This window comes from Pseudomonas sp. NFPP24 (assembly GCF_900112095.1).
GTDB lineage: Bacteria > Pseudomonadota > Gammaproteobacteria > Pseudomonadales > Pseudomonadaceae > Aquipseudomonas > Aquipseudomonas extremorientalis.
The window spans coordinates 430204-442285 of sequence record NZ_FOKD01000006.1; the positions used below are offsets into that span (position 1 = coordinate 430204).

General features: G+C 60.1%; 11 protein-coding genes and 1 rRNA gene. 5 read left to right on the plus strand and 7 right to left on the minus strand.

The genetic code is table 11. The features are described 5' to 3' along the window. The first annotated feature begins 37 nt into the window (after positions 1-37). On the plus strand, positions 38-559 hold the full coding sequence (locus BM026_RS16030) for an SET domain-containing protein (protein ID WP_093529296.1): 522 nt from the start codon (positions 38-40) through the stop codon (positions 557-559). On the opposite strand, the gene can is transcribed toward BM026_RS16030, so the two are convergent. Beyond that, complete coding sequence (can, locus tag BM026_RS16035; RefSeq protein ID WP_010213394.1) at positions 556-1200, minus strand: carbonate dehydratase; 645 nt, start codon at positions 1198-1200, stop codon at positions 556-558. The two genes, BM026_RS16030 and can, sit on opposite strands and share 4 nt — an antisense overlap. 154 nt (positions 1201-1354) lie before the next feature. Here can and BM026_RS16040 point away from each other — a divergent pair, with 154 nt between their 5' ends. Continuing rightward, the gene (locus tag BM026_RS16040; protein ID WP_093529299.1) at positions 1355-1720 is read left to right on the plus strand and encodes a serine kinase/phosphatase; all 366 of its coding nucleotides are present in this window, start codon (positions 1355-1357) and stop codon (positions 1718-1720) included. A gap of 117 nt (positions 1721-1837) precedes the next feature. On the opposite strand, the gene rimI is transcribed toward BM026_RS16040, so the two are convergent. Beyond that, positions 1838-2290: a ribosomal protein S18-alanine N-acetyltransferase gene (gene rimI / locus BM026_RS16045; protein ID WP_003188286.1), complete on the minus strand. Its 453-nt coding sequence runs from the start codon at positions 2288-2290 to the stop codon at positions 1838-1840. Next, a complete protein-coding gene (locus tag BM026_RS16050; RefSeq protein WP_093529303.1) occupies positions 2283-3029 on the minus strand; it encodes an energy transducer TonB in 747 nt (248 codons plus the stop codon). The genes rimI and BM026_RS16050 overlap by 8 nt, the downstream gene beginning before the upstream one ends. A 187-nt stretch (positions 3030-3216) precedes the next feature. Here BM026_RS16050 and mksB point away from each other — a divergent pair, with 187 nt between their 5' ends. The 3 genes from mksB to mksF are packed head-to-tail and all read left to right on the plus strand — an operon-like array spanning position 3217 to position 8028. Further along, on the plus strand, positions 3217-4494 hold the full coding sequence (gene mksB, locus BM026_RS16055; RefSeq protein WP_071490983.1) for an Mks condensin complex protein MksB: 1278 nt from the start codon (positions 3217-3219) through the stop codon (positions 4492-4494). Then, positions 4484-5191 carry an Mks condensin complex protein MksE gene (gene mksE / locus BM026_RS16060; protein ID WP_016974932.1) on the plus strand — a complete coding sequence of 236 codons (708 nt, stop codon included), beginning with the start codon at positions 4484-4486 and terminating at the stop codon, positions 5189-5191. The genes mksB and mksE overlap by 11 nt, the downstream gene beginning before the upstream one ends. After that, positions 5188-8028 carry an Mks condensin complex protein MksF gene (mksF, locus tag BM026_RS16065; protein WP_092240497.1) on the plus strand — a complete coding sequence of 947 codons (2841 nt, stop codon included), beginning with the start codon at positions 5188-5190 and terminating at the stop codon, positions 8026-8028. The genes mksE and mksF overlap by 4 nt, the downstream gene beginning before the upstream one ends. A 61-nt stretch (positions 8029-8089) precedes the next feature. Here mksF and BM026_RS16070 read toward each other — a convergent pair whose 3' ends face one another. The 4 genes from BM026_RS16070 to rrf all read right to left on the minus strand — a co-directional run bounded on the left by BM026_RS16070 (position 8090) and on the right by rrf (position 11930). Further along, entirely contained in the window at positions 8090-10393 is a 2304-nt protein-coding gene (locus tag BM026_RS16070) for a PqiB family protein (RefSeq protein WP_092240494.1), read from the minus strand. Continuing rightward, complete coding sequence (locus BM026_RS16075; RefSeq protein ID WP_071490979.1) at positions 10386-11009, minus strand: paraquat-inducible protein A; 624 nt, start codon at positions 11007-11009, stop codon at positions 10386-10388. The genes BM026_RS16070 and BM026_RS16075 overlap by 8 nt, the downstream gene beginning before the upstream one ends. Further along, positions 10996-11655: a paraquat-inducible protein A gene (locus BM026_RS16080; RefSeq protein WP_092240492.1), complete on the minus strand. Its 660-nt coding sequence runs from the start codon at positions 11653-11655 to the stop codon at positions 10996-10998. The genes BM026_RS16075 and BM026_RS16080 overlap by 14 nt, the downstream gene beginning before the upstream one ends. 159 nt (positions 11656-11814) lie before the next feature. Then, positions 11815-11930, minus strand: a 5S ribosomal RNA gene (gene rrf, locus BM026_RS16085). Between the last annotated feature and the right edge of the window lie 152 nt (positions 11931-12082).

The following is a 12082-nucleotide window of genomic DNA, read 5'->3' on the forward strand; positions in this document are numbered from 1 at the left end:
CCACCCGCAGGTCGATGCAGCCTAAACCAGGAGAGTTATGAAAACTCAGGCCATGGATAAGGCTAAAACCGCTGTGAGTGACTGCCTTTACCCTTTCAAGTCCACGCTCGGACAAGGCTACCCAACGGACAGGCAATTCGAGGCGGTGCACAACATTCAAGGGGTGGGCACGGGAGTCAAGGCGCGCGTGGCCTTTGACAGCCGTGTGTGCATCGCCAAGATCTCAGGCCACGCCCTGAGCGAAAGACGCCTGCACACGGTGCAGTTATCTTCGCGTATCCACCTCTACGACTGCTGGTTCAGTGGCCTGCTGTCGCATTCGTGCAAACCGAACGTGTTTCTCGACTTGCACTACCTGGAGGTCTGGACGTTGCACGAAATCCAGGCCGACACCCTGCTGACCGTGGATTACGCCATGACCGAAGACGTGCTGTTCCGGCAGTTCGCCTGCCAATGCGGCGAATTGAACTGCCGGGGCTGGATTACCGGTCGCAATGAACCATTGAACGCCGAGGGGCAGGCGTTCATGGCCCAGTGGCGCGACCGTAAACGCTCTTAGGCTTCGCCCAGCGGACGCAGGCGGTATTGCGGTGGCAACTGCTCGAAACCACTGATGGTGGTGTTCAAGCTCTTCCAGCGGCCGTCCTTGATGCCGTAGATGCAGCCATGGATCGACAGGCTCTGCCCACGGTGCCAGGCGTTTTGCACAATGCTGGTGTGCCCGACGTTGGCCACTTGCTGGATCACGTTCAACTCGCAGAGACGGTCGACGCGCTCTTCCTCAGTGGGCAATTGGGCCAGCAGGTCGCGGTTCTCGTAGTAGAGGTCGCGAATGGTGCGCAGCCAGCCGTCGATCAGGCCGAACTGACGGTCCTGCATCGAGGCGCGCACGCCGCCGCAGCCATAGTGGCCGGTGACCAGGATGTGTTTGACCTTGAGCACGTCCACCGCGTACTGGATCACCGACAGGCAATTGAGGTCGGTGTGCAGCACCACATTGGCCACGTTACGGTGCACGAACAGATCACCCGGCAGCATGCCGACGATCTCGTTGGCCGGTACGCGGGCATCGGAACAGCCGATCCACAGGTATTCCGGGGTTTGCTGGCGGGCGAGCTTGGCGAAGAATTCGGGATCTTCCTGTTTGATCGCGTCCGCCCAGCGTTCGTTGTTATCAAGCAGGTCTTGTAGTTCGTTCATCAGGGAAAGCCTCAGGAATGATGCGCAGTTTTGTGACTGACAACCCCACGTCCAGGTCACGCCCTGCCGGCGAATAACAAGCGTGAATTAGCTTGAATCTTTAGGCCGCGCAGCCTGTCCACACACTATAAGCCCCACAGTATGAGGATTGGCCATGACTGAATCACGACGTCCCTACGGCGCTGCACAGCCCGAACCGATTGATGACAATGAAGATCGCATGGGCTCGATGCGCGAGCTCGATTTTGACGAAGACACGCCCACCACGCATATCGGCGACGAACGGGTGCGGGAGGCCGGGCTGACTGGGGCTTCGACCGAAGACCATGAAGCGACGGACGATGACATGAGCCCTGAAACGTTGATCCATGAAGATGGAGCAAGGGATGCTCAGGAAGCGGGCGAAGGCGAACCGGCGGACTGGGACCTGAGTGTCGTCGATGAGGATGAGATCGGTGGGGGCAATGGCCTGGATGAGGCCGAATTGGCAGATATTGATCCAGTAGACGGTAACCGCTGACAAAACGTGTCCTACAGGTGGGAGGGGGCTTGCCCACGATAGCGGCATGTCAGACTGATAAGGTGCCTGGTACACCGCCATCGGGGGCAAGCCCTCTCCCACAATGGGGCTATGTATTTAGTCGACCAGGGTGCAGGCCATGACAACCGCATCTTCGCGGCCACCGACAGCCGGGTAATAGTCCCGGCGACGGCCGATCTCGTTGAAACCATAGCGCTCATACAGGCGAAACGCGCCGGTATTGCTGTCGCGCACCTCCAGGAAGCACTCCCGCGCATTGGCCGCGTAGGCACGTGACATCAAGTGCTCCAGCAGCGCCAGCCCCAGGCCGCGCCCCTGGTTTTCCGGTTTGACGGTAATGTTCAGCAGATGCGCCTCATCGAGGATGATCTGCACCACGCCGTGCCCCACCTGCTGCTCACCTTCGAACATCAGCCAGATCTGGTACTTGCCCAGCCCATCGAGAAAGATCCCACGGGTCCAGGGGTGGCTGAAAGCCGCGTATTCGATTTTCAGCACGGCGTCGAGGTCGGCCTCGGTCATCGGGCGGAAGGATAAAGCCTCACTCATCGGTTGTTTTCCAGCGCGCCATCAGCCGGCGCATGGCTTGCCAGACATCAGCCTTACGCTGTGGCTCTTCCATTAATAATTCCAGGCCCGGCAGAGCCCACACCAAGCCCAGGCTTTCGACCTGCAGCTCGCGGTACCAGGCTTCGGCATTGGCCTCGCCGGCAAAACGCACAGCGGGCAAGCCGATCAGCCACAGGCACGCGCAGGGTTCGTCTTCCAGGCGCGCCGACACAAAACCTTGCACGAAATCCCGTGCGGCCTCGGGGCCTTGATTCATGTTGCCACGCACCAGCAGCGGCCAGCGCACCGGGTCGCCGACGATTTGCGGGCTGTCGGGCAGGCCGGCGGCGCGCAGCATGTCCTTGAGCAGCATGTAGGCAGGGTCGCGGGTCTGGAAACGTTCGCCGGTGGGTAACTCGACCAGCAGCAGGCAGCGCCCGGCGCGCAGCAATTGCAGGGCAAAGCGCGGTGGCGGCACCACCGGGGCCTTGACCACCGGGGCCGCCTCTTCGAGCACCTTGGCGGTCTTGGTCACCGGCACGGGGCGCGGCACTTCGATCTTGGCGCGCTCGACCACCGGTCGCGTCTCCGGCGTGGGCTTGACCACCGCCACCGGCGCAGCCGCCTCCTCGCCCGAAGACTCGAACGCCTCATAGGGCTCAAGCGCCTGCAACAGCTCGGGCCGCGACGGCGCGGCAAACGGCAGTTCGGTGCGGGGCAGCCAGTTGACCACCTGCATGGCGGTCAAGTAAGCGCGACGTCGGGACTCGATAAGCACAGCTCGGCCACTTGTGGATAACTAAAGAGCGGGGATTCTACCGCTGTTCGGCAACAATCGCCCACTGCGTACTGACCGGCTGTGGATAAATCCCGCGTCCGATGCAGTACAATCGCGACTTTTAATCGCCAACCCGCCGGCCATTCCAATGATCGAACCCAAGCGCGTCTTGCGCGCCCTCGCCGAACACTGGGCCCTGCTTGAGCCACTGTGCGAACACTTCGACCAAGGCACCCTGAGCCTGGGCGAACTGCGCGCACAACTGGCCGCCCAACAACTGGACAGCACGCCACAGGACATCACCAGCCTGCTGGACGTGTGGATTCGCCTGGATATCCTGGTGCCTGTTGCCAAGAGCCCGAACCGCTTCGAGCTCAATGCACAGATCCATGACTTCCTGGCCTATCTTCGCAAGGAGCACCGGCTTGGCCTGTGCCTGGAAATCGAAGCCTACCTGCGCCACCTCGAGCGCCTGGCCGGTTACATCCAGGACGCCTTCGATATCCGTGATGGCCACGACCTGGCCCGTCAGTTGCGCCTGCTCGACATGCGCGTGCGCGACGTGCTGAAAAAACTCGCCAACGACGAACAGGCCCTCGCCGCAGTGGCCGATCGCGCCAAGACCAGCGACCGCCAGATTCCGTTGCGCCAGCGTTATGCCGAGGTCCTCGCGACCTGGGACGAATACGTCGAACCGATGATCCAACTGGTGAACGCCGACGGCGCCTTCGAGCAAGGCGTGCGCAAGGTGGAAAATGTGCTGTTGCGCATGCTCACCGAGCAGCAGCGTCTCGGCCATCTGGTGGACGACGACATGCTGCTGCGCACCCACGCGCGCATCCTGGAGATGCAGACCAGCGCCCAGCTGACTCTGCGCCACGCCCGCGAGCTGCTGCTACCGCTGCGCGAAGAAGCGCGTCGGCACAACGCCGTGACCCGTGGTGCGGCGCTGGCGTTGTCGGCCATTCGCCGTAAAGGCCTGGACGCAGTGCCCCAGGCGGCGATGCCGATGTTCACCCGGCCGCAGAGCACCTTCCTCGGCAGTGCCAGCCAGGTGGAAGCCTACGTGTATGCCCTGGCGAATTTCGAGCCGAAACCGGCGCGTTTTCCCAAGGCGCACAAGTCCCACAAGGGCGACGCCCAGCGCGCACCACGCACCGTCAAGGAAATGCTCGAGCGCTGCGAAGACGCGCTGCCGATGCCGGACCTGATGACCTGGCTGCTGGAGCAGGAACCCGACGGCGCCACCGACGAATTGCTGTACTGGTTCTCGCGCCTCTCGCGGGAAAAACGCTTCAAGCGCGAACGCCTTGAACGCCGCGACTACCACACACACGAGCACCAGGTCAGCCTGCGCTCCTTCGCCCTGCTCCCGGCCAGCCCTGATGCAGCCGAGAATTCTGCGAGCACACCTTATGCATCTTGATCTATCCGAACTGTCCCAGCTGGCGCCGATCTTTCGCGAGCTGTTCAAGGGTTACCACGTCAGCCGCCGCGACCCGGAGCTGTACGCACAACTGTCGAACTTCCAGGACCAGTACCGCACGCTGTTCAAGGCCCTGGGCTTTGAGCTGGTGTGCGACACACGGGGCTTCTACTACTTCGTGCCGGACACAGCCGTGGCGGCCGCGCAGGTCAACAAGACCGCCCAGCGCCTGGCGTTGTTCACCTTCATCATCGTCGAGCACCTGGCCGACCAGGGCCGCGACCCGATTGCCGTGCTCGACGGTGGCAGCCTGGGCCGTGATGAGTTGCCGTCGTTGCTGGAGAAGTACCGCGACCTGTTTATCCAGGCCGAAGTGCAGACCCAGGAAGAACTCGAAGAAAAAATCATGCGCCGTATGACCCAGCTGGGTTTTGCCAGCGAAGACAACGGCATCTATCGCTTCCTGCCGCCGATGCACCGCTTCCTCGATGTGTGCCTGTCGGTGCAGCAAGACCGCGACCTGGCAGCCAGCGTGCACAGCGTGTTGCCGCTGCCGGCACCGGTGATCATCGACGAAGACAGCGATGAGAAATTGTTGAAAACCGATGACCCACTCGACTTGAGCGACTTCGCCGATGAGAGCGAAGAAGACGCCCTGGCCCGCGCCATTGCCGAAGAACAGGAGACCGATGCATGAGTAAGGAACGCTACGGCATCCGCCGCTTCGCCCTATTGAACACCGCCGGTTACAGCCTGGGTCTGTTCCCGCTGGAAGAGCCGCTGTCGGTATATGGCGCAAACAACCTGGGTAAATCCGCGTCGATCAACGCCTTGCAGTTCCCGATCCTGGCGCGCATGTCGGACATGAGTTTCGGCAAGTACACCCTGGAACAATCGCGGCGCTTCTACTTTGCCACCGACACCAGCTACATCCTCGTGGAAGTCTCGCTGCCCCACGGCCCACACGTGATCGGCGTGGTCGGGCGCGGCCCGGGCGGTGGTTTCGGTCACCAGTTCTTTGCCTATGCCGGCAAGCTGGACCTGGCGCACTACCAGAAGAACGACACCTGCCTGCGTCAGAAGGAGCTGTTCACCAACCTTGAGCGCGAAGGCCTGAAAGCCTACGAACTCAAGCCGGATGAGCTGCGTCGCTTGCTGGTGGGTGGGCATACGTCAATCCCGCTGGACCTGACGTTGATTCCGCTGCGCTCCACCAGCGAGCAGAGCCTGAAGACCTTCCGCGCGCTGTTTATCAACCTGCTGCACATGCGTGAAATCACTGCGGCCAAGCTCAAGCAATTGTTTCTCGATGCCTTCGAACACAGCTTGCGTTCCGGCAGTGTCGATTACATCGCCGCGTGCGAAGAAGCCTTCCGCGATGTAAGGCGCATGGAGCAGGACTACAACTCCCTGGTCGCCGCCGGCCCGCTGGTAGAAGCGCTGTCCAATGGTGTTCGCCAGCGCGACGTGCTGCGTGGCAAATTGCATCGCCTGTCGCCGCTGCTGGATTCGTTGCTGGGCACCTGGTCGGACTACGCCAGTGCACGCAAGGAAGAACTGACGATCCAGGCCGAGCACTACCGCAACGAGCAGGACGCGCTGCAGAACGACCAGCGTGGCGGCACCCAGGAGCTGATGCGCCTGGAGCGGGAAATCAGTGGTATCCAGCGTTGGTTGGGCGAGTTGTCGGTGCTCAAGCATCGATTTGCCCTGGTGGATGACGTCAAGGTGCTGGAACAGCAACTGCTGGCGGCCAAGGATGCCCACGATGAGTTGGCCGGCGCCCTGGCGCAGTCGCGGCAGTTCAGCGCCGAGGATCTGGACGAGCGTTTGCGCGACCTTGAAAAGCGCTTGAAGTCGGTCAAGCAACAGCTCGACCATGCGGACAACAACAGCTACGCCAAACTGCGGGAAGAATTCTCACAGCAAGACGTCGAGCGTCTGATGCGCCTGTTCAACAGTTCGCTGTTCAGCCTGCCGTTGGGCGAGCACGGCATCACGCTTGACGAAGACGGCCAGTGGGTCAAATCCCTGGAGCAGATCCTCGACGGCTTCAAGGGCGAGCGCTTTGAAGTGCCGGGGCTGTCCATCGACATCTCCCATATCGAACCGCCGGCATTGCAGGCCCTGGCAGATCGCGCGGCGTTGCGTGACCAGAAGGAACGCCTGGAAAAAGAACTCAAGCAGTTGAAAACCCAGCAGGCTGTAGCCTCCGACCGTGCCGCGAGCAAGACGCAGACCGAAGCGCTGTACCAGCAGGTGCTCGATGCGCAAAAGGCCCTTGAAGACTTCCGCCGTGCACAAACCCTGAGCGCCGAAGAAGGCGAGAAGCTGGAAAACCTGGCGCAGATGGAAGCGGCGCAGGATGAGTTGAAGCGCTCCAGCGATGCGTTCACCGAGCGCGTTCAGCAGCTGTCGGCCAAGCTGCAACTGGTGGGCCGCCAGATCGGCGATATGGAAGCCAAGCAACGTACGCTGGACGACGCGTTGCGTCGCCGTCAGTTGTTGCCGGCGGACTTGCCGTTCGGCACGCCGTTCATGGACCCGATCGACGATTCCATGGACAACCTGTTGCCGCTGCTCAATGACTATCAGGACAGTTGGCAAGGTTTGCTGCGCGCCGATGGCCAGATCGAAGCGCTGTACGCCCAGGTTCGCCTCAAGGGCGTGGCCAAGTTCGACAGCGAGGATGATGTTGAGCGTCGCCTGCAATTGCTGATCAACGCTTATGCGCACCGCACGGATGAAGCGTTGACACTCGGCAAGGCCCGCCGTGCGGCGGTCACCGATATCGCACGGACCCTGCGCAACATCCGCAGCGACTACGACAGCCTTGAGCATCAACTGGCGTTGTTCAACCGTGAGATCAACAAGCGCCAGGTCTCCAACCTGCAAAGCTTCCGCATCGTACTGGCGCCGAACAAGGAAGCGCTCAAGCATATCGACCAGATCATCCACAGTGCCGGTCAGTATGAAGAAGGCGAAACACTCTCGGTATTCGACCTGAGCCAGAGCGCCGAGCAGGACAACAAGAACGAAGAAGCCAAGGAGTACCTGGCGCGGCTGGTGGCGGCCAACCACAACCAGCTGGGCCTGAAGGATTTGTTCGAACTGGCGTTCGAGATTACCAAGGTGCATGGCCAACCGGTGATTCATACTGACATCGATGGCGCCGCGTCCAACGGCACCACCATGACCATCAAGGCGCTGACCAACATGTACCTGTTGCTGCACTTGATGGACCGCGACCAGGCCGGGCGTGTGCGTTTGCCGTATTACCTTGACGAGGCAGCGGATATCGACGAGAAGAACCAGGCCGCATTGCTGGAGACCAGCTTGCAGTTGGGCTTTGTGCCAATCCTGGCCAGTGTGAAGCCGCAGGTGTCCGCCCAGGTGGCGATCGACCTGGAAGGCGGCAGCGGGCCGAATGGGATCTACATTGATGAGGCGGACTGGAAGTACATTCGCCGTCATGATGTGGTGAAGGCAACGGTTAATGTACAGGCGGATGAGCCGCAGTTGGATGAAGTCTGACGCCCTGCGCTGAAATGCAAAAAGGCCGCGATCTCATGGATCGCGGCCTTTTTTGTGGCGCTTATTTGCCGAGCGGGATTTTAGGTGCCCAGGTCAGCCACTCATCTTCGAACTTGTCGAACAGCGGGAAGGTTTGCTGTGGCCGGGCGGCATTGCCCATGCGCTCGCCATCGGGTGTGGCGAAGGCGATACCGCCGGCGACCAGGGTCTCCAGGGATTCCGTGCGTACGGTGGCGCCTTTGAACAGGCCGAAGTCGAGGCCAAAGCCACTGGTGTTCCAGAACCGGCTCCCGCCACGGACCAGCGGGGCATATTTGGGCTCGATCAGAATGTGGATCAATACACGGTCGGCAGTTTGCCCCAGCTCGTAGCCGGTGACTTTGCCCACAGTGACTTCGCGGTAGGTGACCGGCACGCCCTCCTTCAGCGAACCACGGCGGGCGGCGCTGAGGGTCAGGCTCAGGCCGGCTTCCTGATGGGCGGCTTCAGGGGGCTGGGCGAGCGCGACAAAACTCTTTTGCGGGCCGGCGTTTTTCGCAGCCGGTTGCACTTCGATGTATTGACCGGTGACCAGGGTTTCCAAGTTGGCGGTTTTCATCAGGCCCAGCTCAGGCTTGACCACCCAGAACTGGCTGCCGACGCGGGCGATGCGGTCAGCCACTTGGGTGATACGCGCACTGAGCAGTACCGATTGCATGTCGGCACTGAGGTCGACACTTTCAATCTTGCCCACGTCCAGGCCTTTGAAACGCACAGGAGTGCCGGGACGCATGCCGTCGGCGCGGTCGACCTTGATGGTCACCAGGGTACCGTGCTGGTTGGCAGCATCGCGGTCGGCAAACAGGCGGAAACGCGGGATGCGTTTTTTCAGCGGAACGTTCTGCTCGGGTGTTTCGAAGGCGATGCCACCCGCCATCAGGCTGGCCAGGGATTCACTCTTCACCTGGATTCCACCAGTGAGACCACCGGTCAGGGTGACACCACTGGCGTTCCAGAAGCGCGTCGAGCCATTGACCAGGTTTTCGTATTCCTTCTCGATGTGGACGCCGATCACCAACTGCTTGTTCTTGCGCGAGAACTGGTAGCTCTGCACCGAGCCCACCTTGACCTGTTTGTAGAGGATCGGACTGCCGACATCCAGGGAACCGAGGTTGTCGGTGAACAGCACCATGTGCAGGCCAGGGGAACGCAGGTCCAACGGTGGCGCCTTGGCCCGTGCGACGTACTCACGCTGTGGAGGCGTCCCTTTGTCCCCCGGGCGAATGGCGATGTAGTTCCCTTTGACCAAGGCTTCGAGCCCTGTGATACCCGCCAGGGAAATAGACGGTTTGACCACCCAGAACTGAGTGTCCTGTACCAGGTAATCTTCAGCCAGGGGATCGAGGGTCAGCTCGGCGTTAGCACTGGAAAGGTCCGGATTGATCTTCAGCGTTTTCAAGCTACCGACCTGGATACCTTTGTACATCACCGGAGTGCGGCCAGCCTGCAGGCCTTCGAAGTCGGAGAGTGTGACCTTGACCTTGATTCCGGCCGCAGCGGCGTCGAAATCTTCGTACAGGCGGAATGGCAGACTTGGGTCCGTAGGCGGACTGTCCTTGCGGTTCTCCGGCGTGGCGAAGGCGATACCGCCGGCAACGATGCTTGAGAGGGATTCGCTGCGCACTTTCACGCCGGAGAGGTTCGCATCGATGCTGATGCCGCTGGCGTTCCAGAAACGTGTGTGTTTACGCACAAGGCTGGCGTAGGTCGGTTCGATATAGACCTTGATCTCGACGGTGCTCTGGTCTTCGGAGAGCAGGTAGCTTTTGACCTGGCCCACCTGGATCTGCTTGTAGAACACCGGGCTGCCACGGTTCAGAGAACCCAGACGGTCAGCCTTGATGGTCAGGTGCAAGCCGGGCTTGGCGTCGGACAAGGGGGGCTCTTCGGAGAGCGCCTTGAACTTGCGCGTGGGCTCACCGTCACCAGGGCTGGCGGCGATGTAGTTGCCCGACACCAGGGTTTCCAGGCCAGTGATGCCGGCCAGGCTGACACTCGGCTTGACCAGCCAGAAACGCGTGTTGGTCTTCAGGTACTGTTCGACATCCTTGTTCATCTCGATGGTAGCAATCACCCCGCGATTGTTACCTTCGTCATCCAGGGCCAGGGCCTTGACCTTGCCCACCGGCATGCCTTTGTAGACCACTTCCGTTTTGTTGACCTGGATACCTTCGCCACTCTCAAAGCGCACCTGGATATCGATGCCCTGTTGAGAATAGGCACGCCACCCCAGCCAGCCACCGATGATCAGGGCAATCAGAGGTAACACCCAAATGGCCGACCAATTGGAGGCGGGGCGGGTTTTAGCTTTTGGCAAATCACTCATGGTCGTCGTCCGACTCCGTGTTATCCCAAATCAGTCGGGGATCAAAAGTTACTGCGGCAAGCATCGTCAAGATCACCACACTGGCGAACGCCGCAGCGCCGAGATTGGCCTCGACACTGGCAAGTCGCCCAAAATTTACAACCGCCACCAGGATGGCGATCACGAAGATATCCAGCATGGACCAGCGGCCAATGAATTCGATAAAGCGGTACATCACAATGCGTTGTTGCGCGGACAACGGTTGGTGACGCTGCACCGAGAACAGTAGCAGACCTATGCCGACCAGCTTGAACGTCGGCACCAGGATGCTGGCGATGAACACCACGGCAGCGATGGGGTACATACCATGCTGCACCAGCTGGATCACGCCCGCCATGATGGTGCTGGGATCACCCTGACCAAGGCTATTGATGGTCATGATGGGCAACACATTGGCTGGAATATACAAGATGGCCGCCGTGATCAGCAGTGCCCAGGTGCGGGTGAGGCTGTTGGGGCGGCGGGCATGGACCAGCGCACCACAACGCGTGCACAGCTGCTCATCGCTATCAGTGTCCTGTTTGTTCAATTCGTGGCATTCGGTACAAATCAGAATGCCTGCATCAATCGCCCGCATGATCATCCTCTCCTGACAACGCTTGCCAGATCTGGTGGGGCGACATCACCACCTCAAGCAGTACTTGAACCATCAGCAGGCTGATAAAACAGACCAAGCCCAGGCCAATGGTGATGGACGCCATATCGGCGAGTTTTACGATCGCCACCAGCACCCCCATCAAGTAGACCTCCAACATCCCCCAATCCTTCATGTGGTGGTAGATGCGGTACAACAGCAGTCCATAACTGCGGCCGATATTCCAGCGGATGCTGAGCAGTACTGCCAACTGGCAAATCAGCTTGAGCAATGGGATGCCCATGCTGCACAGGAACACAACGGCGGCGACGCCTTGCATGCCGGTATCGAACAGACCGACAACGCCGCTCCACACGGTATCCTCGGAGGACTGCCCAAGTAGATTGAGCTGCATGATGGGTAGAAAGTTCGCGGGTATATACAGCAACAGTGCAGCCAGCACCAAGGCGAGACTTCGCTCAACGACATTGTGGCGGTGAGCGTAAAGCTCATAACCGCAACGCGGGCATTGGGCTTTTTCGCCGAGGGAGAGCACCGGTTTGCGCATCAGCAAGTCGCACTCATGGCATGCCACCAGGTCGTCCAGTGGTAAATCCGATAGCTCTAGGGCATCAGCCGGATCAGGCATAGATAGGGCTCTGGCTCTAAAAATGGTTAGGTGCTTATTCTAGTGCTCTGGTTCAGAAATAACTGTGCAAATTTGTCGTGGGGTAGGTAGTGCTTGAGTTTCCGACCGCCCAAAACAAAACCCCTGACTGCGTTAGCAATCAGGGGTTCTGGAATTTAATCTTGACGATGACCTACTCTCACATGGGGAAACCCCACACTACCATCGGCGATGCATCGTTTCACTACTGAGTTCGGGATGGGATCAGGTGGTTCCAATGCTCTATGGTCGTCAAGAAATTCGGGTACTGAGTCGCGGCCTGGGCCTCGCTTCAGCAAATTGGGTATGTGACAGCTTTCGGTGTTTTGTGAACGTCGAACTTTCGGTTCGTTTTCGTCTTCACACACCGCAATCTGATGCTCGTTAGAGTAGTCAAATTGCTTGGGTG

Bases quoted from the DNA above. Each gene is read 5' to 3' on its own strand.
- BM026_RS16070 (WP_092240494.1), bottom strand. From the start codon at position 10,393: ATGAGTGATTTGCCAAAAGCTAAAACCCGCCCCGCCTCCAATTGGTCG.
- BM026_RS16080 (WP_092240492.1), bottom strand. From the start codon at position 11,655: ATGCCTGATCCGGCTGATGCCCTAGAGCTATCGGATTTACCACTGGAC.
- BM026_RS16030 (WP_093529296.1), top strand. From the start codon at position 38: ATGAAAACTCAGGCCATGGATAAGGCTAAAACCGCTGTGAGTGACTGC.
- mksE (WP_016974932.1), top strand. From the start codon at position 4,484: ATGCATCTTGATCTATCCGAACTGTCCCAGCTGGCGCCGATCTTTCGC.
- BM026_RS16050 (WP_093529303.1), bottom strand. From the start codon at position 3,029: ATGCAGGTGGTCAACTGGCTGCCCCGCACCGAACTGCCGTTTGCCGCG.
- mksB (WP_071490983.1), top strand. From the start codon at position 3,217: ATGATCGAACCCAAGCGCGTCTTGCGCGCCCTCGCCGAACACTGGGCC.
- can (WP_010213394.1), bottom strand. From the start codon at position 1,200: ATGAACGAACTACAAGACCTGCTTGATAACAACGAACGCTGGGCGGAC.
- mksF (WP_092240497.1), top strand. From the start codon at position 5,188: ATGAGTAAGGAACGCTACGGCATCCGCCGCTTCGCCCTATTGAACACC.
- BM026_RS16040 (WP_093529299.1), top strand. From the start codon at position 1,355: ATGACTGAATCACGACGTCCCTACGGCGCTGCACAGCCCGAACCGATT.
- BM026_RS16075 (WP_071490979.1), bottom strand. From the start codon at position 11,009: ATGCGGGCGATTGATGCAGGCATTCTGATTTGTACCGAATGCCACGAA.
- rimI (WP_003188286.1), bottom strand. From the start codon at position 2,290: ATGAGTGAGGCTTTATCCTTCCGCCCGATGACCGAGGCCGACCTCGAC.